We start from the raw sequence: 24374 nt of genomic DNA, 5'->3' as shown, positions 1-24374 counted from the left end.
ATAGCTATCAGCTTGGGGCCCTGCATCCTCACTGACGCTCCGAACTGTTCCTCTCTAGTTGGGATTCCTGAAAATGCATTGATGATTTCAAGACAACGTTGGATAGAATTCGTGCCATCATCTCACTTTGCACCTAACCGAAAAGTTGATACGAATGGTTCCAATACCAATAAAAGGGATGTCTTCTCTTATTTTAGAACAAACAGCACTGCGGTATCAAGCATATGATCGGAGATTCCTTTTGCCGCAATTATTCTTCAATTCTTTTGTCAGTTTGCATTAGCGAGTCGGGAAGTTTCAGCACATTGGAGTTTGGAGTTGACATAACGGACAATTGTCCATAAAGTAATACATGGAAGAGAGGACAATTGTCCGTTCATCCATTTTCGTCGATAAAATTGGTTTACGCTGGTTAGTGGGCCCGCCTTGAACTCTGGCGCATCTAATGAATTAAATGAAGGAGAGACTGACAATGATTACTGCCTTATGGGTTGTCCAAATTTTATTAGCATTTGTCTTTTTTACAGTAGGCGCCATGAAATTGTTTCGAGAAAATAAAGCAAAGGAGATAATGCTTTGGGCTAGAGATGTTTCGAAAAGCTATCTCATATTTGTTGGATGGATTGAAATATTAGGAGCAATTGGTTTGATATTGCCTCAAGCGCTGGGTATCCTGCCAGTCTTAACCCTTCTTTCAGCAATTGGCATAATGATGATTATGATTTTAGCGGCAATGCTACATGCCAGAAGGAAAGAAAAAGGTGTAGGCATAAACATCTTTTTCTTAATACTCGCTTTATTTGTTGTAATTGGTCATATGCTTATCAACTAGATGGTACCGAGCAAAAAGAGAAATCCTTTACAATGGCATGGAAGGTAATACCTGTCCATAATCCACTGAAAAGGATTAGCGCATGGAGAAAAAATACCCTATTTTCTTCATTTGGTAAATGGCTTGCGCATAGAACGCAACGCCGACACGATCGTACATGGTCAAGCTTGTGTTTCACTTGGTACTTTTACAAAGTTTAAAATCATATCCATCGTATTTTGCATAACCACGGAATTTTTAACTTTCTGGTCAAGCTCAAGCAGCTTGCCGCGCAACAAATTACGGTGTAAGGATGCCATAACAATGTTACTGATGGTGTATCCAATTTCTCTGGCATCCATATCCTGCCGCATCGACCCATCTTGTATTCCCGACTGAATCAACGAAACAAAGGGGTGCGAGCCGCCTTGCAAATACGCTCGAAACTTCTTCTCCAACTCAGGTGTCGGATAGTTGTTTTGATATAAAGTATCAAACATGGCTGTAAATCGAACCATTTTAATATCTGCCTCCAGCAATTGTACCTTCAGCAAATAAGCAAGCCTCTCATAGCTATTGCTGCCTTCCAACTTTGTTTCTCTAATTCGGTTCACCCATTGGGATAATATATCGATTTCTACCTCAAAAATAATTTCATCTATCGAAGTGAAATATTTATAAAACGTTACTTTACTAATACCGCAAGCCTCGACAATATCTTTGAGCGTTACTTCGGTCAAGCTGCGCTCCATAAATAAGCTTTTGGCAGTATTAATAATATCTTCTCTTCTTTGGGTTCTGTGTTGATCAAGGTTTTCTTTCCACATTATTTCAAATAAATACTCCTTTCTCATTGAGAATGCTCGTCTACTCTTTCTTGTTCTAGAACTTATTATAACCGATTTCTAGATACGAAGGTAAACAAGCATCATTAGGTTGACTAATTCAAATAAATGGATTTGAGCAGTGCTTGTTTTTCCGGCGTCAATGATAATGCTTGTTCGATATATAAATCCAATGAGCCATATTGCTTGGCAGCCTCTTCAAAAGCTGTGTCCAGATACTTTGGCTCCACCTTCATCATCTCTGCAATAAGCTGAAGCTCTTCCGTATCTCCAATGACCTGTTTAATAACGGCAATCCATTTCTTATTCGCTTCTATCCGATTTTGATTGCTGCGCAGGTAGTCATCTTTGATGATGCTATAAGGCACGCCTAATACATGCAATAGGATAGCAGCGGCAAAGCCCGTACGGTCCTTGCCGGCTGTACAGTGCCAAAGCAAAGGTTTGCCATCTGCAGCAATCAACAAATCAAAAAATCGTTTGTAAGCATCGACTGCCTCTTGGCTTGAAATAAATTGCTTATAGGCGCCGAGCAGCAGCGAACCCTGATTAGCAGCTTCTCCCATGTTTTTCAAGTGGGCAAACATTTCTTGCGGGTTGACGGTGCCGCCCAACGCAGGAAGGCTAATAATTGTAGCGCCAACATCCGGGGTTGGTTTTTGCTGCTGCTCGCTTTCTGTACGAAGATCAATCATATAATGCAAGGACAGCCCTTTCAACAGTTCCAGATCATTTTCATTTAAAACAGACAGCTCGCCAGACCGGAATAAAAGACCCCTTTTAATGACTTTGCCTTCAATCGTGCAGTAACCGCCAAGCTCTCTGAAGTTGGCCCGGCTTTCTATGTCATACCAATGCTGATGGTTTGGTAGCATTCTATCACCTTACATTCGTTTATTTTTTGTGTCCGTCTGTTAAGGAAGCTAACGGTAATGTCATATATTCGCCACGGGGGCGAGGCAATTCAATATATTGCGCGGTAACACCATCATTCTCATGAACGGTCACTATACTATAGCCGCAGAGATCAACAAAGCTGACATTCCCTTTGCTTTCACTAAAATCAACCGTAAATGATGTGCCCGCCCCGGCAATATGCAAAACATTCTGATAGTTCGCGAAATAATTAGTATGAATATGGCCTGAAAATGTTGCTACTACATCGGTTTCATGAATTACCTGCATGACTTGTTGACGATTTTCCACCAGCATTCCCGGCAAAGAAAGGTCACCCAAATGAATAAGCGGATGATGCAATGCGATAACAGTGCCTTTAGGCGCTGGCTGCTCCAGCTGCTTTTTTAGCCATGCCAATTGCACGTCATCAATAATTCCGCCTGGCTTGTCTGCGATTTGAGAGTTCAAGCCAATGACACGCAAGCCTGCAATTTCCTCAGCATAATAATACTTCTCATCTGACGGCTCTTGTCCCAAATACCCTTCACGAAAAGCCGGCAAATGATCATGATTGCCTAACACCACATAAAAAGGAATGCCAAGCTGTGCAGCCCCCTTATCAAATAAGGCTCGGATAAATTGATAGTCCTCGACATCCCCCCCGTGGGAGATGTCGCCCGTAATTAATGCAAAGGCTGGCTTTACATTCGTATCCTGAATATGTTTGAAAACCTGCTCTACTTTTTCTACATGATGGGAAACAGGAAATTGCGCTGTTTTCCCTGGAGCGTTAATATGCGTATCTGTGATATGGATAAATTTCATAGTTATACTTTCCTCTCCGCTATTTTGTTTTTGCCCATTCGTCTAGTTGCTTCTGTTTTTCAGCAATAATTTTATCTATACCAGATGCCTTCAATTTTTCGATAAATTTAGGCAGGTTTTCAACTGGATCAAGAGTTCCTGTTTCTAGGCCTAACCGATATTCGGAGGTCACGTTATTAACCGCTGCCACTTCGGTTTTTACTTGCTCGACATCGAACAAAAATCCTAATCCTTTGGATCTGGTAGCTGTCTTGTTAAACTCTGCTATTTTTTTATAAATGTCCGGCTCTTCCGTTGACCAGGTGTAGGAGAGGAATTGATTGCCAAACATATATGGCGTGCTGAAGTTGTAGCCAATATTTTTCAAATCAACGCCTTGAGGGTAATCAATAACGTTATCCGATTTTTTGATGTAATGCTTATTTTCAATACCCCATGCAAATAAATTATAAAAATCCTTGTCCGAATAAAGTAGATTTAATACCATCATAGCTCTTTCAGGATCAGCTGAATTTTTAGGAATCGACCACATTACGGCATCAATCAGATCGGTTGTCATATAAGCTTCAGTCAGCGCTGCGGAAACAAATTCTTTGCCAAGTCTTCTTGAGTTTTCTTGATCAGAGCCCGGCTTCATATTGGAAAGAAATGAAAAGGCCTTCCCTGCTTTTACAAGCTCTCTTCCATCCTGCTTGCTGGTAGCAGCATCCTTCAAAATGTAGCCTTGCTCATACCAGCTTCTAAGCAGCTTCAGCTGCTCCTCGTATTCTTTTGTTTCAAACCAGTCCACGACCTTCAAATTGTTATCGTAGTTTGGCAGTACACCAATCCCGCCGCCCAAAGGATCATAGGTTGTATAGCCTGCTGTAAATGGCGCTGTCCCTGGATTTTTGGATACCAAAGGCACAACATCGGGTTCATTCTCTTTAATGATTTTAAAAACAGCGTCTAAATCTTGAATCGTTTTGATTTTTGTTATATCGATATTGTACTTGTCCACAAGATCCTTACGCATATTAATGCCGTAATAAGCAGCCATATCACGAACATTAGCAACCGCGTAATTTTCACCTTTTATCTGTGAAGCAGCTAGCTGATAAGGGTCCAGTGCGCTTTTAATCCCTTCGCCATATTTGTCCAATAGCTCGTTTAACGGTTTAAGCTGCCCTTTCGCCACTTGGGAAGCGTAGTTAAATAAGGTAGAGGTTAATATAATATCTACCTTCTCATTACCGGCTAACATCAAGTTCGTTTGCTGTGCCCAAGCACTCAGGCTGATAGGCATCAATTTTACGGTAGCATTAAACTTCTCTTCTGTTATTTTACTCATCTCATCTTGTACAGCCTGCAAATCGGCTTGATCATTTCCATAAAACGCGATGACTACCTCATAAGGCTTTAATTTTTCACCTTCTGTGCCAGCAGAGGCGCTGCCTTTGTTGCCTGTGCTGTCAGGAGCCGCCGTACTGCTCTTACCGCCGCCGCACGCTCCAAGCAGCATAGCTACTGTAAGGATTGTAAGCATGGTAACGATCAAACTCTTCTTGTTCATGTCTAAACCTGCCTTCTGTGAATGATATATGCTAACCGGATATATCCGGATTTAGCCTTAGCCTTTTACTGCTCCAATGGTAAGTCCCTTTACAAAATACTTTTGAAAAAATGGATAAGCGATTAAAATCGGCAATACGCCTATGACAGCTAGAGCCATACGGACAGATTCCATTGGAAGATCTGCGGCAAGCTCTGCTTGACTGCCGAAGTTGCTGTTCGCGATAAACTGAATATCCAGCAATATACGATTTAATAGGTTTTGCAGACTATACAGCTTGCTGTCTGTGACGTACACCATGCCGTTAAACCAGTCATTCCAATAATTAATCGTTTGAAACAATGCCACTGTAGCAAGAATAGGCAAGGACAACGGGAGCACGATTCGTAAAAATATGAAAAACTCTCCCGCACCGTCTATTTTCGCTGCCTCAATCAGTGCATCAGGAATAGAGGTCTTAAAAAAAGTGCGCATCAACATAATGTAAAAGGCGTTCATTAGCAAAGCGGGAACAATTAATGCCAGCAGCGTATTTTTCAGATCAAATAACTGCGTATACACAAGATAGGTTGGCACTAATCCACCGTTAAACAGCATCGTAAAAAATACAAACAGTGAAAAAAAACGATTAAGCGGCATATCTTTTCGCGATAACGGATAAGCAAGCAATGCTGTAATAATTAATCCGCTTAGGGTGCCAATTAAAGTAATGAGAATGGTTATGCCATAGGCATGGAGGATCCGGTCAGCATCTTGCCAAATAAACTGGTAAGCTTCAAAGCTAAATTTTTCAGGTATAAAGGAATATCCCTTTGTATAAATCGTTTTTTCATCTGTAATAGAAGAAACAGCCATTAAAATAACAGGCAAAATGCACATTACCGAAATGGCAATCAAAATGGCGTGCATGCCTGTTTGCCAGAGCTTTTGTTGTCGCTTCAAAATCGTCATCTCCTTAAAACATCGCATTATCCTTGTTGATTCTTCTAACCAAGTAATTGGAGACAAATACCAGCACGCAACCTACAAGCGATTGGTACAAGCCCGCAGCAGAGGACATCCCGATATCCCCCAAAGTCATTAAGGAGCGATACACATACGTATCAATAACATTAGTTGTGGATTGCAGCGCACCCGCATTAAGCGGCACTTGATAAAACAACCCAAAATCAGAATAAAAAATTCTGCCGATTTGAAGCAGGGTCATAATGATGACTACCGGTGTTAAGAGCGGAATAGTAATTTTCCAAATTTGCTGCCACGCTGTTGCCCCGTCAATTTTGGCTGCTTCATAATATTCATGATCAATACCGATAATTGTGGCCAGAAAGATCACACACAGATAGCCGGCGCTTTTCCATATATGGACGAGCGTTAAAATGTAAGGCCAGTACTTGGCTTCGCTGTACCAAGAAATATCCGATATACCCAGCCAAGGTAAAATGGTCTTATTGATAAAACCTGTTTCCAGACTAAACATCGCGAAAACGAGATAACCCACAATAACCATAGAGATCAAATAAGGCATAAGAATGACTGTTTGATAGAATCGGGACAGGAATCGATTCTTTATCTCATTTAGAAAGATGGCGACACCTATGCCGATCATAAGGTTTAACAGGATAAAAACGCCATTGTACAAAATTGTGTTACGTGTAATGATGTAGGCATCCGTCGTTTTAAACAAATACTCAAAGTTTTTAAAACCAATCCAGTCGCTCCCGAATATTCCTTGTGAATAGTTGTAGTCCTTGAAGGCAATCACAAGTCCAAATAACGGCAGATAGTTGTTAATAATCAAATAAGCTAAACCAGGTACCAGCATTAAAAAGAGCGGCAAGTATTTTTTTAATCTGCTTATTCGTTTCATTAGGGTAAGCTGCTTCATGCCATAGTTCCTTTCTTCCAAGTTGTAATAAGACCGTATTTTATTAGCCGAATTTACCTTAAGTAATTATTTGATTACCACTAGTAAACACCTTAATTGTAAGCCCCATTAATTAAACTAAAATTATCGTTATGTAAATTCACCGTAAAATAAATAATTTAGAGTTTGACGCTTACATAGAATGGTTTCTGCTTATCCCAAGTTGAAAGCTGTAACTCTTCTATGAATACCTTTCCACTCGACAGTAACAGCTTTTCAAGTACGCGTAATCTGGCCGCTCACCGAGCAAATACTTTGCCGGTTCCACCCTCAACAGCGCGGTGCCTCTTAGGCCGTGCTTTTTGCATTTATTACCTCCAAAACGAATGAGAAAATATATTTTACCCGGGTAATATTGATTTTTTATTTTTATCCGGGTATAATTAGGGCAATCAGAGAGGAGGCCAGCATGAGTAATATCCTAACGCACTTTTACTGTACGGCATTTTGGGGTGTGGGAGTCGTCGCCAGTGGTTCGTTACAGCACGTTGTTACTACAGTGAAGGATGCTCTGGATGACAGAAACCTCACACAGTTGCTTGTATTTGACGATTCCACGGGGAAGCCAGTAGATGTTGATTTTCGTGGGAAGATAGATGATGTGCTCAAACGATTAGGAGAACAGTTTGGTGACTTACCCGGTACGGAAGTGAATCACCAGCCTACACGGCGGGTCGGTCGGCCCAAGCTGGGGGTTGTATCTGGTGAGGTTACGTTATTGCCGCGGCAATGGGAATGGCTCAAGAGTCAACCTGGAGGGGCATCGGTAACGTTGCGAAAACTCATTGATGAGGCTCGCCGTGCTGGAGAAAAACAGAGCAATATCCGAGAGTCACAAGAAGCAACATATAACTTTATGACAACGATGGCCGGGAACTTCCATCAATACGAAGAAGCTCTGCGGGCACTGTATGCTGGTGATTTGGGTCGTTTTTACCACTTCATCGATGACTGGGCCCCTGATATCAGAAACCATATCAAAAGATTAGCCGCTAACGCATTCCCTGAAGGGAACTTATGAATGAAAGACAGGAGCCGCTATGACAGAGTTTGAATCTATCCGTTACATCGAACCATCGCAACGCGCTGGCATGAGGTTCATACAACAAGGCATTGAGGGCAGCATCGTCATGTTGAACCTGCTGCGTTTTCGTGATGTTGCCGATTACACAGCCAATCCTGAACTAACACCAGTGGACCCAATCAGCGGTGCCGAAGCTTTCAACCGCTATATTGAGCACACCCTCCCATTTCTCCGTGAAAGCGGAGGTGAAATCATGTTTCTTGGGGATGGCGGAGAGTTTCTTATCGGACCCGAGGACGAAAGATGGGATCTTGTTATGCTGATCCGCCAGAGCAGCGTACAGTCGTTTCTTGCTTTTTCAAGTCATCAAGACTACCTGGCCGGTATCGGGCATCGGACTGCAGCAATCGAAGATTCACGCCTTCTGCCTATAACAGAACTTCCGATACCAAATTAATTGAAGGAGAACATGATCATGAACATTGTGAAAGTCAACGGTATTGAGTTGGCCTATGATAGTTTCGGTAACGAAAATGACGAAGCTATTATCCTAATCGCCGGGCTTGGAACCCAGATGATCCGATGGACGGTTCCGTTTTGCGAAATATTGGCAGCTCGGGGCTTTCGGGTGATCCGCTTTGACAATCGCGACGTAGGCTGCTCGACACACTTTAGCCATTATCGGACGCTGGATTTTGACGCACTGGCGGCTGCTCTCATGTCGGGACAGCGACCGGACATCCCTTACACTCTCGATGACATGTCCAATGACGCGATCGGACTGCTCGACGCCCTTTCAATTGACCGGGCACATTTCGTTGGCAGGTCGATGGGTGGAATGATTGCCCAGATTGCAGCCAGTGAGTACCCTGAGCGGGTTTTATCACTCACCTCCATTATGTCTAGTTCCGGTAATCCCACCCTTCCGCAAGCTTCTCAGGATGTCATGGCGATGATGACTAAACCGGCGCCGAACCCCTTTGAGGATGAAGAAGGATTTTTGGCGCACAGCCTCGCTTTTGCCAAACGTATCGCCGGCACTGGCTATCCGTTTTACGAAGAGGCTTATCGGGCGCTCATTCTGGAGGAAGTCCAGCGAGCCTACGATCCAGGCAGTGTCGGACGACAAATTGCTGCGATCGCTGTCTCCGGTGACCGTCGGCAGCGGCTCGCGACCATAAAAGTACCAGCACTTGTCATTCATGGGATGGACGATCCCCTGTTCGTCCCGGCGTGTGGCGAGGACACGGCTTCTGCCATTCCGGGCGCCGAGCTGCTGTTGGTCGACGGTATGGGACACGACCTGCCGCACCAACTGTACAAAGTAATCGCTGATGGCATAGCGCGAACGGCTCGTCGCAATTGACACGCGCTTCCTGAATGAGCAGCCAGCCGCAGCCCCTCGGTGCAAAAACGGCATTTCAGCCGGTTGCCTTAGTTGCAGGTGGACCTTAGCGGGATCGAACTGCTAATCTCTTCGCTGGCAGTGGTAAGATGGCGTTGTGGAGCGTGTATAGACATGACTGAAGACGTGCGCGAATACGGTCAAGCCCGTATTTGCGCACGCCTTCAATTTGCAGAAGTTTCGATTCTCACGGGTGTGGTAGATTTGATCGGCCTGGACGACAACCGGGTAACATCCCATCCGTTCCTTATATTTCTCGATCACGCCGATTATCGTCGTGCTTTCGTTAAAGTTGTCCCGCGACAGGCAATCCAAGAACGCCGCGGCTCATACGACGGGCATACACGCAAATGGGCACCAGCAGTCTCACATAGATACCAAATCGCCTTCTTTATGTAAAACAGAAATACATTGACGCGATACATTTAACTTTTAAGAAACTTCATGGGTAAGTAGTACATTTCTCGCTAAAAACCTCTTAAACGGATTTACATCCACAGTTATAACTAAAATTTCCATTATTTTTAAATACAGCATACACCAATTATGTGCACCCATCAATATAAATTACTGCGCAACAAAATCAACTAAACGCTACAGCTTACTCGAAGCAAGCCTGCCCTTCCCCCATTCCCCGCCTGCTGTACCATTATTTTTGTACAAACCTCCGCTTACGTTTTCTCTATTGTTTTATAAGAAGGCCCATCTTATACTGATAACAATTCTCAAAAACTATTCCAGAGAGAGGTCTGTCACATGTTCAATATTAGGTACCGCTTGCTTCTTTTAAGTCTTCTGCTCACCATCGGAACTGTTTTGTCCGCTTGTGGCTCTGATTCGACGAAGCAATCGGGGGATTCCACATCACAATCGCCGCAATCGGCATCTGCATCGTCCACATCGTCTTCACCATCCTCCGAGGGTGATTCGTCTGCTGCTTTAGGGGACAATGAGACGCGCCAATATAAGGATTTTAGCGGTCGTGAGGCGACCATTCCCGTCCGTCCCCAGAGGGTGATTCTGCTTGGCGACAGTCCCGGTGATCTGCTTGCGCTTGGCGTCAAGCCGATCGGCAATGATTTTCTCGGAGAAGCCTATATCTACAAGAGTGATCTTGATGGTGTTGTTGATATCGGGTTTCCACATAATCTGGAGAAAATGATGTCGCTAGATCCGGATCTTATTCTGCAATCGGCCGATAACGATGCTTCAGATACCGAAATTTACGAGAAGATGACCAAAATTGCTCCGACCGTCCTGTATAATCGAGGTGCTGGCACCTACGAACGTATTCGGGAGATTGCCAATATTCTTGGTGTTAAGCAAGCGGCAGAGGATTGGATTGCTCGTTACGAGAGCAAGGCTCAGAAAATGTGGGACAAGCTTGATTTAAAAGAAGGCGAGACAGCAACGGTCTATCTCAGCCTGGCAGGCCGATTTTATGTCATGGGCAACTACAGTCTAACGCTGCTCCTGTATGATGAGCAAGGCTTCCGTCCGACGGCCAAGGTGCAGGAGCTCATCGATAAAAATGAATTTTTCGCCGAGATCTCCGAAGAAGTATTGCCTGAATATGCCGGAGATCACATTTTCCTGCTAAGCTTGCCAGGAAGCGAAGACGAAAAGGCTGCGAAAGAACTGATAGAAAGTCCGCTTTGGAAATTGATTCCGGCTGTCAAAGAAGGCCGCGTCACGGTCAGCGACATTAGCTGGAATGCCAGCGACCCGATTACGATGGAACGACTCCTGGATGAACTGCCCAAATGGCTAGGGAAATAGTTCGTTTTTCTTGACAAACGATCTCAACATTATAGTTGAATCGTTTGTCTTTTTTATTTAAAATAGTGATAACAATTCTCAGTTGTGGAGGTTAGTTTATGTCAACAGATTGCCAAGCTATTCCAGATAAAGCGATGCATGTTGTCCTTGACGATACAAGCTTGCTCGTGTGTCGCAGAGAAGAGCGTATGCTTTATCGGATCAGTCGGCATCTTATCGTCGCTTTTTTTGGCGACTCGGGAAGGTATCGAATATCCAATATTGAACGGCAGATTGATCCTGGATTATGCTTGTTGCTCCCGCCTGGCTGCGAGATTGAACTGATAGGGGCTGCGGAGGATATTCAATGCCATCTGATTTCCTTTGACGTGTGGGGCTGGGGAGAGCAAGAACCACTTGCCTCCGTACATGAAGGCTGGCCCTATACGAGACCCATTACAGTTACGGACATCATCCATTTGCTTGAAGCGATTCAGCGGCTTAAAGCGACGAAGCACGGGAGCTCATGGCGAATGCGTCAAACAATCGCATTGCAAGAATTGATCTGCCTGCTGCTGGAACAGTATGAGCAATCGGCCGGACGGTTGGTCTCCAATGAAAAGGACAACATTCGCATGACCATTTCTTACCTTGCTGAACACTACACCGAGAAGATTACTGTTAATCGATTAGCCAGGATGGCTGGGATGGAACGCACGAAGTACAGCGCTGCGTTTCAGTTGTATATGGGAAAAAAGCCATTGGAGTATTTAAATAGTCTGAGAATCGAAAAAGCGACGAAGCTTCTTGCCGTGTTCGATCAGCCGCTTCGAGAAATTGCCAAACAGGTCGGCTTTAGCGACGAATATTACTTCAACAAACGCTTTACGCAATACGTCGGCATTCCTCCACGAATGTATGCCAACATCAGTCGAAGCTCTGTCGGGGAGCTCATGCCATCTAATAACGCCGATCCTTCTTGCGAACCCCGGCGTATTGTCATCACGGGATCAATGCTGGGCGAATTGCTTGCGCTAGAAATTAAGCCTGTAGGCGCAGAATTGACGATTATAAGAAGCCAGGTCGTATATAGGGACTTGTTGCAAGATGTGGCGGATGTCGGAACGCTGGGTGACCCTTCGCGAATTGCAGCCTTATGTCCCGATTTAATCGTGCTGGGCTGCAAGCTGAATCGGCATTATAATCAACTGCTCTCCATCGCCCCGACCGTCATCATTGATAATAATTTAAATACTTGGGATCGGTTGCTTTCTCTTGCCGAACTTGTGGGCAAGCACAAGGAAGCCGCGGCATGGATTGCCGACTATGACAAACGTTGGGGAATGATGTGGGAATCTTTAAATACAGATAATAAGTTGCATGAAACGGCAACTGTACTGCTTCTCTTTCAAGGACAGCTTTATTTGATGGGCAACTCGGGTTTTGCCGTCTCCCTTTATCATGATAACGGATTCCTGCCTTCCAATTGCGTCATAGAGCTAATGACGCAAGGTGAGCCCTTTCGTAAAGTGTCGGTGGATACGCTGTCACGTTTGGACGGGGACCGGCTGTTCCTGTTGACCGACTTCCACGAGATCGACAACCAGAACGTGCAGTGGCTGATGAATACGCCAGGTTGGCAAGCGATAGATGCAGTTAAGAGAGGTTGTATGCACATGGTTGAAAGTTCTTGGAACTACGATGACCCCATTACACGCGATCGGCTGTTGTCTGTCCTGCCAACTATTTTACGGTTCTATACGGCAGATCGGGTAACGCTGGCTGGATGTGTTTAGTATATGGATATATAACACTCAAGTATCAGGAAGGAATTGATTCGTTTGATTTGGAATGATAATCATCTATTACTGTGGAACGAAGCAAGCGTCAAGTTGCTCGATATTAGACAGCAGAAATTGGCTAAAGGAGACGAACTTCGCGATTACAAGCTGCCCTCCAGCGCTTTTCTCTGGATGACGCGTGGACGTGGGCGGGTGATGTTGAACAAAAACGGTTATACCATAGATGGTTTTCATGTGCTTCATGGCGGTAAAGGCATGAGTCTGGATGTATTCTCGTTTGAGGATGAATTCGAATACTATCTTATTTTTTACAAGGCTCTGCTAGCTGTTCCTGGCAACCGCTACCTGCATCGGCTGCTGAAGAACGGCAACCCTTTCCACATTCAATATGGATTCGTTCCTAATGCCCCACTTGCCCTTCATATGAAATTTCAGATGATGGAACAAAGCTGGAGGAAGCTTACCTCGCTAGATAAACTGTATGCGAAAGGTGTTCTCTATCAATTTGCATCCGAATTGTTTAGTCAGATGGCTACGCAGAAGGCTGGAACGATGAGAATTGACCTTGTGTCCCAGGCTATGCGCTACATAGAGGACAGCTATTCAGAGCAGATTACGGTTGAAGGGATTGCCGGACTGCTAGGCTGCAGTTCCAGCTTCTTGTCCCGTTTGTTCAAAAAACAACTAGGAACGACGCCTATTGAATATTTGACCGGAATCCGGATCGCACACGCTAGCAGGCTTTTGACGGAGACAAAGGCAACTATGCAAGAGATTACGTCAAGCATAGGATATCTGGATGTTTACTACTTTAGCCGCGTGTTCAAAAAACAAACCGGATTGCCTCCACTACGATTCAGATCACTGGCAACGGAGAAATCAGTTCAGAAAAGTCCATTTATTCGTTCAGATCAAGCCATTGTCCCTCAAAAAGGCCGCAGTTATAATGATAATTATTCTCAACACGAACCAGAGGGGGATTTAACGATGATTAAAGATTTAAAAATGTCGGTAGGCGCAGTGATGCTGCTCTGCATGACTTTGCTATTCAGCGGCTGTACAACTTCAACAAGTTCGATCGAACCATCTGTATCAGCTGGGACATCAACGACTGTCGCACAGAACCAACTGCAGACAAAGGTAGTTAAGCATATGATGGGAGAAAGCGAGATTCCGGTCAACCCACAGCGTATAGCCGTGAACGGGCTAGAAGACATTATGCTGGCACTTGATGCTCCAATGGTACATGCCCAGTCCATGAAGGGACAATACTTGTACGATGTGTTGCAAGAAAAAAAGATTCCGTCAGTGTACACGCCAGGCAGTTTAAATTATGAGTCCATTCTTGACTCCAAGCCTGATTTAATTATTACCAATCTCTTGCCCTCAGACAAAGAATCATATGAACAGCTAAGCAAGATCGCTCCAACCATCGTCTATGATCGGAGCGACTGGAAAAGCTCCATAGTTGCGATCGGCAAGGCAATTAACCGCGAAGACAAAGCAGCTTCCGTCATCCAAGCCTACGATGAAAAGCTGAGTAAGGCCAAAGCAGCTATTATTGCAAAAATTGGGGCTGATCGAACTTTAGCCTTTATTCGACCGTCGAACAAGGATGTTCAACTGTTTTTCCCGGCATTCTCTTATACGAGCATCGCTTACACAGATTTAGGAATGACATTGGATCCCGTTCTGGCGAAATTCCGAGAAAAAGAGGAAGAAGGAAGTTGGGGCATTGAATCATCGCTTGAAACGCTGCCCGATTTGAGTGCAGACTATTTATTTGTAACTGCAGGCGGGTCTTTCGACTCTGAGGATGAAGAAAAGGTTGCTCTTAAAGAACTGACCGAAGTAGAAACCCGAAAAATTTGGAAGGAAATTCCTGCTGTTAAGCAAGGTCATGTTTACAAAATGTCAGCCCGACATTGGATGTTGAACGGACCTACCGCAGACAATATGAAAATCGACGATGTTCTCGCTGCCTTCCATTTGCAATAGCATGTAGAATACTGGACAAGGGGGAAGTTTCCTCCCCCATGTTCAATGTATGAAGACCATTCCTCCCTCCTATCTACTCCTGCCTCTATTAAAGCTCTACCCCTGGCTGACCCGTATTCGATATAAGCCGCTTACTCCCTGTCGTCACCTTCGTATTTCAAGTAATCAAAGCCGGCATTTTTGTCTTCATATGAGTTTTCAACTGACCGATAATTATTGGATGCTTTAACGAACCTAACTATCGCAACTGATAATATCACGACCACCAATATAATAATCGAAAAAAACAGAGCTGCCTGAGTCATTTACAATCCTCCTTTAACATGTTAAAACTACATCAAGTAGTATTTTAGCATATTTATAAAGCGCAGTATGCGTTTAATACGGATACTCTTTTTGTACGTTCATTAGACATTCAATCTCTCGGGTCTTTTTATTATTGCAATTGGTGCTTTCTCGATTGCTTTCCTTTATGTTTGCTACAAAAGAAATTGGAGGAGACTGTTTATTCTCTGCCTATTCTTGCGTATTGGGTCCATTTTTGGGCTTGCTATTATCGGTCCGATAAGACAAGCCGTCCACACCCTCTTTTCACAGCGGGTATGGACGGCTTTTAAGATGAATCAAAGATTAGGCTGTGTCTTCAAAACTCTCATTGCATTAACTACAGCAAGCACCGTAACTCCAACGTCGGCGAATACTGCCTCCCACATGGATGCAAAAAACCATCTAACACCAGTGCTATGTCTTGTATACAAAGCTCCCTCCTTCATAGTTGCAGAATGAAACATTCACAGATAGATCAATTCCGAGATATGTAATCCATCACATACTTAGCATCCTCCCCTACACCGCCTATTAACGCCGATCCTCGTCGGTATTGCCAAGGGAGGCCGAGGAAAAACAAATTGGCTACCGAACTGATACCTCGATCATGAATGGGCTTCCCCTTCTCATTCAATGCTTCAGGAATATCAAGCCATGAATAATCTGAATAAAAGCCTGTCGCCCAAATAATATTATTGAATTTTAAACAACTTTGATCCTCAAACTCAATCTCTCCGTCTACTACTTTGATTGCGCGCGGTTTCATTCTCACTTTTCCATCGTTTATTAGTAATTTCAAATCTTGACCGAAAATCGGATCGGGACGTCGGTAAAGCGCTTGACCAAAAACGGAATCAATGCTTGCTTTCAAAATTCCTGCTTTCCGAAACCACCAAAATATACTTTTCCCAAAAAGTCGCACAGGCATGTACTTCAATGAATGACCGCTGGAAATCCATACTTCTCGTTCATTAGCAAGCTCCACTGCAATTTGAGCCCCGGAATTTCCTGCTCCCACAATTAAAACATTGCCATTCTTTAACTGGTTCGAGTTACTGTAATGAGATGAGTGGAGTTGAAGGACATCGCCTGGAAGAGATTCCGATAGATGCACTGGAAAGAACGGTTTCTGAAAAGGGCCTGTGGCAATGATAACTTTTTTGGAAATAAAAGTGCCTTGACTTGTTTCTGCAACAAATCCAGTTGGCGTTTTTTTCAACAAATGCACGTTCGTGCGTAAATGGACGGGAAGGTTGAACGTCTCAACATATTTTTTCAAATAATCGGAAATTTCGTCTTTTGTTGCACATCCTTCCGCATCTCCTTCCAAGGGCAGCCCCGGCAAACTGCTGTACCATCGGGGAGTAAACAAAATTAATGAGTCATAACGTTTTCTCCATACCTCCCCAATCTCATCTCCTTGGTCGATAATAATAAAATTGTGTTGGTACTTTTTCAAAAAGTACGCTATAGAAAGACCGGCTTGACCTGCACCGATTACTAGGGTATCAACTTGGTACACACTCATCACTTTATCACTTCCTGGAATGTAAATTTTAAGGCCTACTCAAATCTTAATAACTGAATAAGAGCCGCATCCTTGTTTGGCCCCGCGCTATGCCCAATGGTTTCTCCATTCAACAAGTCGATAAACATATAAATGTAATGCCACTTGTTTTGAACCTTAGAATAACGATCTTAATTTTTCTTTAATACGGTTTATAATCATTTGTCCCGTGTTTACTTCTGTAACTGTAATATCCCACATCACGGCATTTGTAGCCGGATCTGGATCATCATTAATTAATTGAATGGTAAGTTCGTTTACTCCGTTTAAAGGGATTTGAAAAGCAGGCTGATTCGATCCGATTTCAGTTGATAAACCCAATGAATAAATTTCTGTGCCATCTGCAATAAAAATGATGTCACTTCTCCCATTGCTTGCAGTGTTGATTACATCATCTGGTATAGCGGCATTGCCTGCTATTCTCGTATATTGGCCATTTAAAAGATACGTAAACTCGTTCGTTCTTGTATTTTTTCTACTGTATACATTGATTTGAGGCTCAACCTTTTTTCGGACTGAAGTAAAACTTAAGAGGGTTTCATCCCACAGTACAGGCCCATTTTTTAGTGTAAGTTCATTCAGGGCTACGACTTCGCCGCCTCCCTTTTCTAAATAATTATTGATGCCACCAACGATAACAATGACTCCAATCGAAAGTACAATGGCTGTTACGATGATTCGACAGATCCCTTTAAATTTATCTCGATCACGGTGCACCAACCGCTGTGCCCAAAATCCTACCGCCGCCCCTAATGTATTAATGATGATATCGTCAATATCAAAGGAGCCTAAACGAGAAAGCATTTGTAAGATCTCAAGGATCGTAATAGACAGAATAAATAAGGTTATAAATCGAATGAAATTACAACGAAACAGAAGCGGGATGACAATTCCAAAAGGTATAAATGCTACAAAGTTGCCAAACTCAAAAAACCAAATGTGAAAGTTCCTTCCCATTGGAAAGTGTAAAGGAATCCCTTCAGGTATTAGACTATATCGCATGCCAGAATCTTGAAGAAAAGCAGCTCTGCCGAAACCTATATACAAAAAATATAAGGTCAAAACGGTATATAATGCTAACAGTATGATGGTGATTTTTCGTAACTTGCCTTGATACATCATTAAATCCTTTCTTTTCTGCAAAACGGCAGATGTACGTCCAATTATTTTTTGAATCGTTGCTATTTTGAGTACAGTTTATATACATGTATAAACACTTACATCAACGACACTTTCAAGTACACTTCGATCAAACGTAGGCAGAACTTGGTCGATCTATCTTATCATCCAAATGCAAGTCGATCAAGCTGCACCGCTTATTTTCAAGAGCTTGAATTTCGTTTATGACTTTAGTCAACTGTTTTTGGCTGTTCTGCTCCATCAGTACAGATTCCGCTCTTACTAAAAGTCTCCGTTTAGAGATAGGATCGAGCGTAAAGGTCTTTCCTTGAAGAACATCGCCCTTATATTTCTCATTCGATCCCGTATCCGAACATAATGGCGAACATGGAGCAGGTACGCGCATGGATGAACATGAACGAAAAGATGTTATACAGTCGTTCCATTCCTTGAGGATGCTCTTCAACTTTCGGAGCGGTAGCAAAGAAAAAAACCGCGCAATTCGCCAACGAAATCAACAGGAGCATGGTCCCTCTTGCTAAATCCGGCGCCAGGGCTCGATCCGCTTTCCGCACGGGCCGTTTACCTCATGATGCGTGACTTCGGAACTCACATCGGATACTTGCATCGATTAAACCTCTCTTTCGATAAAAATAAAAAGAGTGAAGATCCCTATCTCCACTCTCTCTTTGCTATATCCTCTAAAAAACTGCTGCTTTCCCAATTACAGCGACTCGGATGCTTGCTTCAGATACCCGGACAATTGGGCCAGGTCGGGCTTATCTCCTTCGCGCAGCTTGATCCACTTCCGTTCGGCCGGCCCCTCGAAGCCTTTCGGAAACGCCATGCCGACTGCATTCATGATCATGAATGCAATTGCATCTTTCGAAGGAGAAATGACGGCAGCGAATTGCCCGTTCTTCAGAAAATGCGGTTTCTTGTATTGAATCTTCTCTTCCACTCCCGGAATCGTCTCATGGACCATTTGCCGAAGCTGATCGCATAATTGAACTTGCCATGGCGAAGACAGATTTTCAATAAATGTGGATACTTCTGGGTTCATTTTCAACACAGTCCTCTCTTATCGATGGATATTAGGCTTCCTGTTGCAACTTGGTCAAATAGTCAGCGTAACGTTCCATGGATGCAATCGCGCCTTGCTCCGCGCCGGAAGCCAGCGAGCCTTGAAGGGCTTCAGCAGAAGCATATTCCGTGCGCATCGTCAATTTGGTTTTACCGCCTTCAAGCTGTTCAAACGTATCGAAAACGACGGATTCATGCTCATTATACGGGGCAATGTCAAAAATCATCGTATAGTTCAGTCGCTCGGGCTTCACGATTTCTCGATACGTACCGATAATAGGAAACTCGGTCCCATCCGGACCCAACTGAACATATCGGTAAGTGCCACCCACTCGCAAATCGATCTCGCAGGCATGGAGGGGTACTCCGCCGTGACCCCACCAGCGGGACACATGCTCCGGCTTTGTCCAAGCATCCCACACCAACTCGCGCGGTGCTTCGAAAATACGCTCAATGATTAATGCTTGTCCTTCTACTCGAGTTGTTGCTTTATTTGCCTGTTGACTCATCGTGTTTTTCCTCCTTATTTAGGTAAGTAATAGGCTTTTGCTCAGTTTTCATCCCATTTTTTCCTATATTCCAATATTCCCACGCAGTAATTAACGGTTCAAGTCTTGTTCCAAGAACGCATCAAGTTGATCAAATGTCCCGACGAATCCTTGCTGTACATGCGGGCGCATACTCTCGAAGGTGGCGCGTTCTTCCTCAGTGGCGTTAAACGGACCGCCTCTTAGTGTAAGCGTCGTTTTTCCTTCGCTTTCGGTTAACGTCAAGTGATTGATCACTTCGAGCGGCCACGTTCCGCTGAACGGAGCCCGGATCGTGTTGCCTTCTTGATCGGAAAACGATTGGATGAAGACCAGTTTCTCCGGAGCATTGACTTCTTGGTAAACAAATTTCCCCCACATCACATGTCCTTCAGGCGAGCGCTGGCTGCCAAGGAAGATGCCGCCGGGACGCAGATCGAGTTTCGAGATTTGCAGTTCGTAGCCTTTCGGCCCCCACCATTGCGCCAACCGCTCCGGCTCCGTCCAAGCTTTAAACACCAACTCACGGGGAGCGTCGAAGACACGTGTAATCATCAATTCGTTTTCAGTTGCTTGGTTTTCTGACATCTTGTTTCCTCCTCTTGCTTTGAGTACGTTATTTGGTTAAAAGCAGCCATCCTCCTCATTTGGAAGGCGAACGCTTATACACCTGACAATCAGCTTTGATCGAATGTTTTATCTTGTGCCTGTATCTCGCGTAAATAATCATCCAAGCGATCCAACCGATCTTCCCACATCGACCGAAAAGTTTCCAGCCAACTATCGAGTTGTTGAAACGGCTCGGGGCGCAATTTGATAATTCGTCGATTGGCAACTGGCTCTACCTCGACAAGACCCGCCTCGCTGAGTACACGAACATGTTTGGATGTCTGAGGTTGATTCAGTTCGAGACGGCTGGTAATTTCTCCTATTGTGAGTGGACCACCATCTCGAAGAAGCTCGATTATGTGTAACCGGTTGGGTTCGGCGAGTGCAGTCAACATTGCCGTGTTCATGCGGTCCCCCCCCTTAGTTATATATTACACTAAAGGAATATTCCTGTAAAGGAATGTTTCAGGCAAAATAAGTCTGCGAAACGTTTATTTTTTTCTTCGTTTCCCCGAGCTAACAGTTCCTACTGCCAAGCCTGTAGCGGACTTTCACCGCCGAGTTATCGCCCATGCCGGTCGCACCAATAACGAAAAACAGGACCCCGCAAGGTCCTGTTTCTCTGTAATATCTGGTAGACGGGTTATCTTACAAACTTCCGCCGTTAGCTTAAATCAATTTTGAAGCCCGCAATAGTCTCTCTATGATTGTGACTGCTTCGGCTCTCGTAATCTTGGCTTTGGGCGCAAGTCCATTTGTCGCACGTCCTTGAACAAGCCCAGCCTCTACCGTCTCTGTTATTCCCTTGCGGGCCCATTCAGAAACTTCATTCCAGTCTGCAAAAGCGGCCAACAACGACTCCACTTCACTAGCTTGAAGCTCCTTATGCAGGTCCGCAATTTCCATGGCTCTTGCCAGGATCGTCAACGCCTCTTCACGGGAAATACGCTCCAGCGGCTTGAACTCTCCTGTGCTGTAACCGTATACCAGCTTGAACTTCACTGCTGCAGAAACGGAATCATAGAACCAATCGTTCTTATGAACGTCGCTGAAGCTCTCACCCTCGCTCGCATCGTTCTTGAGGCCAAGCGATCGCACAAGAATGGTGGCGAACTCGGCGCGCGTTATAAAGCGATTTGGCTCGAACTTATCCTTCGTAGTCCCCACGACTACGTTTCTCGCTGTCATTTCAGCGATTGCGGCTGCCGCCCAGTGCCCTTTCACATCCTGGAAAGCAACCTTCTTGTCAATAAGCGCAAACACTCCATTGTACAAGCTATTGATAATGGCATAGCGTACACCGTCGCGAACTTCGATTCGCGTCGGCATATGCAACAGACTGCCATCCTTGTTAATAGAAACGCCCGTTGTCACCGCCGTTTGTACATCGAGCGGGATTCGGATTTCTCTATGCACATAACCGTCAAACTTATCGATTTCCGTCAGTTTTCCATTCCACTCCGCAGCAATTGAGAAGCGTACTGGGTTTCCTGCAAGGATCATCCGATTATGATTTGCCATTGCTTGCATATGCGTCACATCAGCTTGTTCAGCCAAGGAAATCGAGAAAGTCACGACTATGTTGTCCGTATCCTCGGAATTGCCAAGCGCCGAGGCAACATGACTGCTCTTTATTGCTGCCGCAGGCACCGTATAAGCGCCCAGGCTGCCCTCGATGCGGAACACGCCCTCGATCTGTATCATTCGCTTCAACAGCTCGCCATTAACAACTGCATCGACATGGGAAGCATCCGATACTTGAGGAACCGTCAGCACGCTTCCTTTTGGCGCATTTGCCAGGAGACCTATAATGGCTTCATTGTCTACCATAATTCGGGCTGCTGCGTTCAGATCAGCTCCGCGATCTACCAGTATAGCTGTATCCTTCTGCACCACTCCATTCAAAAGCAGGTCGATCAGAGCGCCCTCGATCTTCTGAATCTTCTCCTGGGTTACGTACAGCAACTGAAATCTTACGATCCGGTTGTTTTCGTCCACTTCGTAAACCCCAATGTACCGATTCCGCTCCGTATCCACTCCGAATATATCGTTTCCGGAAACATACGGATTCGTCACGCCTTCGCCTGACGGAGCCTGGTCTCCAGCACGCGGAACGGATATTGGCTTATCTGATACCTTTACAACTAGTTTATTGCCTTTTTCCGGCGTACCTGCGATGACCTTTGTCGCACCGTTCTTGTCGCCTTTATCAAGGGTCGCCAGCGGAGAAAATTCCGGGGCCGGGCCATTGATTGCGTTGCCTCCTGCCGGATGGGTAACAAAAACTTGGAAACGGCTAAATCGGTTGATTGCGATCTCGACTCCCGTCGGTGTTCCATTCTCATACTGAATATCGCCGCTTAACAACTCTTTTGTCCCATCGCTGTGCTCGACGAACACGCGCAGCGAAGCCGGATTCTGTGCCGCAAGCAAAGCGCTGTTCAGCGGGAGTGTCACCTTTGTTTCGCTGCCAGTCAAGTTTGTTTCAATCTTTCTTGGAATTCCCAAAATCTGCAGTTTCTTACCGATCGTCTCCTGCTTTACGCGACTGTCGTCATGGAGCGCTTTATTCGCTTCTGCTTGCTCCGTACTGTTTTTCACAGGAACAAGGCGGAAGTACAGGTCCGTCCCTTGATCCGACAATTGCTTCAGCGTATCGGTGCCGATCCTGATGCTGCCTTCATCTGTTCGGATAACCAGCAATCCGTTACGGTCGGCTACCGCTGCGATGGCGGAGCTTGGAATCTCTACAGCAATTTCATCTGCAGGATCGCCGGCCAATTGCGTTATTCGCAGTTCGACGGTGCGCTTCGCTTCCTGACTTTCGCTTGGATTGAACGTATCTGTCAATCGCTCCAATTTCGCCGGATCGACAATGACCGTATCAATGCCGGTCCCGTCGGACAGCTTCGTCCGCATAATGACGAATTGGTCGCTATTTGGCGTACCGTCCGGATTCACTGTTGCTTCCGCCAATCTTGCCGTCGGCTGTCTCGTCTCGCCTTCAACCTTCGTTACGGATAGGTTGTTCACAACCATGAGAAACGTCTTCGTAACGGAAGCATCTCCTCTGGAAATTGTCGCCGTTAGAACAACATGCTTATCTCGGCTCTGAGGACGATGGACTGCCGCATGCGTTTGCCCATTTTGCTTCGTGATTGCGATTGTACTCGAATCTGCAGAGGACCAAGATATGGATGTTCCATACAATCCTTCCCCCAGCATCAAGAAGTTGAGCGTCACAGCTTCCCATGTATCGCCTTGCGCAAACGTAATGCCGTTATCTACCGTCAATTGTTTAGCCGCTTCGCGAACAGCATCTTCGTCCGTCATCTTCACGACCTTCAAGACAAAGACCTTGGTTGCGACGGCCCCTGTTGCATCATCTTTGATTGTTGCGGTTAAAGTGACGTAAGCATCCCCGTCATCCACCCCAGGGCGAATAACTCGTCCATTATTCAAAATATGAGCGTTGTCGCTGGTCTGCCAAGTAATGCTCGTCAAGCCGGATTGCCCTTTGGCAGGCAGATAGAGCGTTTTGGTCACATGGTTTTGATGATCCCCTGATTGATATCCGATGGCCAATAGCTCCCGGTCTTGCTGCAAACCAGTTGACACGGAAGAAATGTCCCCCTGACCCAACTCAATCAGATGGAACTTCACCACTTTGCCCAAAGCATCTACTTCATACAATCCGATATAGCGATATACCTCTGCGTCTACACCCGGAATGTCATCGCCCGCCTTATACGGGTTAATTACGCCCGAACCGCTTGGCCCGTCATCTCCTGCGTTAGGCGTTGCGATAGCACTGCCCGAAACTTTGACGACCAGATGGTTGCCCACTCCGACCGCGATTGGTGGATCGGTCGGGAGCTTGGTAGTGCCTGGATTGCTGCCCGGTACTGGAATTGGTACTGGATTAAAGTCTGGAGCCGCTATTGGATTAGGTTTCACATCCCCTTTGCCCAGTACGATCAGAGTGAACTTCACCACTTTATTGTTGCTGTCTACTTCGTAAATCCCGATGTACTTGTTAACCACCGGATCAACGCCCGGGATATTGCTGCCCGGCGTATACGGATTGATTACGCCAACGCTCGGAGCGAGGTCGCCCGCTTTTGGCGTTGCAATCTTGCTCGACGACACCTTCACGACCAGATGGTTGCCCGTTCCGACTGGAATTGGCGGGCTGGTCGGAAGCTTGGTCGTATCTGGATCAGTTCCAGGCTCTGGTACAGGCGTTGGATACAACTCCGGCGCCGCTTCCGGCTGCGGACGAACATCCCCTTTGCCCA

Annotated in this window: 21 protein-coding genes and 1 pseudogene; 7 read left to right on the top strand and 15 right to left on the bottom strand. The window is 45.2% G+C overall.

Features of this window, described 5'->3' with window-relative positions:
- Window positions 1-472: 472 nt before the first annotated feature.
- Window positions 473-832 carry a DoxX family protein gene (locus tag JFN88_RS01730; RefSeq protein ID WP_199017567.1) on the top strand — a complete coding sequence of 120 codons (360 nt, stop codon included), beginning with the start codon at window positions 473-475 and terminating at the stop codon, window positions 830-832.
- Window positions 833-993: 161 nt separating this feature from the next.
- On the opposite strand, the gene JFN88_RS01725 is transcribed toward JFN88_RS01730, so the two are convergent.
- From JFN88_RS01725 to JFN88_RS01700, 6 genes are all read right to left on the bottom strand, one after another.
- Window positions 994-1665, bottom strand: a complete 672-nt coding sequence (locus tag JFN88_RS01725) for a TetR/AcrR family transcriptional regulator (RefSeq protein WP_199017566.1) — start codon at window positions 1663-1665, stop codon at window positions 994-996.
- Window positions 1666-1751: 86 nt separating this feature from the next.
- The gene (locus JFN88_RS01720; protein ID WP_199017565.1) at window positions 1752-2531 is read right to left on the bottom strand and encodes a tyrosine-protein phosphatase; all 780 of its coding nucleotides are present in this window, start codon (window positions 2529-2531) and stop codon (window positions 1752-1754) included.
- 19 nt (window positions 2532-2550) lie between these two features.
- The gene (locus JFN88_RS01715; protein WP_199017564.1) at window positions 2551-3378 is read right to left on the bottom strand and encodes a metallophosphoesterase family protein; all 828 of its coding nucleotides are present in this window, start codon (window positions 3376-3378) and stop codon (window positions 2551-2553) included.
- Between the two features lie 19 nt (window positions 3379-3397).
- On the bottom strand, window positions 3398-4930 hold the full coding sequence (locus JFN88_RS01710) for an ABC transporter substrate-binding protein (RefSeq protein WP_199017563.1): 1533 nt from the start codon (window positions 4928-4930) through the stop codon (window positions 3398-3400).
- A 57-nt stretch (window positions 4931-4987) separates the two neighbouring features.
- Entirely contained in the window at window positions 4988-5872 is an 885-nt protein-coding gene (locus JFN88_RS01705; protein WP_379165711.1) for a carbohydrate ABC transporter permease, read from the bottom strand.
- 13 nt (window positions 5873-5885) lie between these two features.
- A complete protein-coding gene (locus tag JFN88_RS01700; protein ID WP_233167331.1) occupies window positions 5886-6800 on the bottom strand; it encodes an ABC transporter permease in 915 nt (304 codons plus the stop codon).
- Between the two features lie 466 nt (window positions 6801-7266).
- Here JFN88_RS01700 and JFN88_RS01695 point away from each other — a divergent pair, with 466 nt between their 5' ends.
- The 3 genes from JFN88_RS01695 to JFN88_RS01685 are packed head-to-tail and all read left to right on the top strand — an operon-like array spanning window position 7267 to window position 9247.
- Window positions 7267-7878, top strand: a complete 612-nt coding sequence (locus tag JFN88_RS01695) for a DUF2239 family protein (RefSeq protein ID WP_199017561.1) — start codon at window positions 7267-7269, stop codon at window positions 7876-7878.
- A 19-nt stretch (window positions 7879-7897) separates the two neighbouring features.
- Window positions 7898-8338, top strand: a complete 441-nt coding sequence (locus JFN88_RS01690; RefSeq protein ID WP_199017560.1) for a DUF1330 domain-containing protein — start codon at window positions 7898-7900, stop codon at window positions 8336-8338.
- An 18-nt stretch (window positions 8339-8356) separates the two neighbouring features.
- Window positions 8357-9247, top strand: coding sequence for an alpha/beta fold hydrolase (locus JFN88_RS01685; RefSeq protein ID WP_199017559.1), 891 nt, complete (start codon window positions 8357-8359; stop codon window positions 9245-9247).
- Window positions 9248-9454: 207 nt separating this feature from the next.
- Here JFN88_RS01685 and JFN88_RS01680 read toward each other — a convergent pair.
- Window positions 9455-9607: pseudogene (locus JFN88_RS01680) on the bottom strand (IS5/IS1182 family transposase); the annotation flags it as partial.
- A 435-nt stretch (window positions 9608-10042) separates the two neighbouring features.
- Here JFN88_RS01680 and JFN88_RS01675 point away from each other — a divergent pair.
- The 3 genes from JFN88_RS01675 to JFN88_RS01665 all read left to right on the top strand — a co-directional run bounded on the left by JFN88_RS01675 (window position 10043) and on the right by JFN88_RS01665 (window position 14844).
- Window positions 10043-11065: an ABC transporter substrate-binding protein gene (locus JFN88_RS01675; RefSeq protein ID WP_199017558.1), complete on the top strand. Its 1023-nt coding sequence runs from the start codon at window positions 10043-10045 to the stop codon at window positions 11063-11065.
- A 98-nt stretch (window positions 11066-11163) separates the two neighbouring features.
- A complete protein-coding gene (locus JFN88_RS01670) occupies window positions 11164-12840 on the top strand; it encodes an AraC family transcriptional regulator (protein ID WP_199017557.1) in 1677 nt (558 codons plus the stop codon).
- Window positions 12841-12885: 45 nt separating this feature from the next.
- Window positions 12886-14844: an ABC transporter substrate-binding protein gene (locus JFN88_RS01665; protein WP_199017556.1), complete on the top strand. Its 1959-nt coding sequence runs from the start codon at window positions 12886-12888 to the stop codon at window positions 14842-14844.
- Between the two features lie 131 nt (window positions 14845-14975).
- Here the strand turns inward: JFN88_RS01665 and JFN88_RS01660 are convergent, their stop codons facing one another.
- From JFN88_RS01660 to JFN88_RS01625, 8 genes are all read right to left on the bottom strand, one after another.
- Window positions 14976-15149 carry a hypothetical protein gene (locus tag JFN88_RS01660; protein WP_199017555.1) on the bottom strand — a complete coding sequence of 58 codons (174 nt, stop codon included), beginning with the start codon at window positions 15147-15149 and terminating at the stop codon, window positions 14976-14978.
- A 497-nt stretch (window positions 15150-15646) separates the two neighbouring features.
- Window positions 15647-16699, bottom strand: a complete 1053-nt coding sequence (locus tag JFN88_RS01655) for a flavin-containing monooxygenase (RefSeq protein ID WP_199017554.1) — start codon at window positions 16697-16699, stop codon at window positions 15647-15649.
- A 156-nt stretch (window positions 16700-16855) separates the two neighbouring features.
- Window positions 16856-17860: a VanZ family protein gene (locus JFN88_RS01650; RefSeq protein ID WP_233167330.1), complete on the bottom strand. Its 1005-nt coding sequence runs from the start codon at window positions 17858-17860 to the stop codon at window positions 16856-16858.
- 721 nt (window positions 17861-18581) lie between these two features.
- Window positions 18582-18920, bottom strand: coding sequence for a DUF1801 domain-containing protein (locus JFN88_RS01645; protein ID WP_199017640.1), 339 nt, complete (start codon window positions 18918-18920; stop codon window positions 18582-18584).
- Between the two features lie 31 nt (window positions 18921-18951).
- Entirely contained in the window at window positions 18952-19449 is a 498-nt protein-coding gene (locus tag JFN88_RS01640; RefSeq protein ID WP_199017553.1) for an SRPBCC family protein, read from the bottom strand.
- A 90-nt stretch (window positions 19450-19539) separates the two neighbouring features.
- A complete protein-coding gene (locus JFN88_RS01635) occupies window positions 19540-20055 on the bottom strand; it encodes an SRPBCC family protein (RefSeq protein ID WP_199017552.1) in 516 nt (171 codons plus the stop codon).
- An 89-nt stretch (window positions 20056-20144) separates the two neighbouring features.
- Window positions 20145-20483 carry an ArsR/SmtB family transcription factor gene (locus JFN88_RS01630; protein WP_199017551.1) on the bottom strand — a complete coding sequence of 113 codons (339 nt, stop codon included), beginning with the start codon at window positions 20481-20483 and terminating at the stop codon, window positions 20145-20147.
- Window positions 20484-20745: 262 nt separating this feature from the next.
- Window positions 20746-24374 (bottom strand): immunoglobulin-like domain-containing protein (locus JFN88_RS01625; protein ID WP_199017550.1); only part of this gene is annotated, 3629 nt, incomplete at its 5' end.

The sequence above is a fragment of the Paenibacillus roseus genome, assembly GCF_016424485.1.
GTDB lineage: Bacteria > Bacillota > Bacilli > Paenibacillales > Paenibacillaceae > Paenibacillus_D > Paenibacillus_D roseus.
This window is presented reverse-complemented; position numbering and strand designations above follow the sequence as displayed.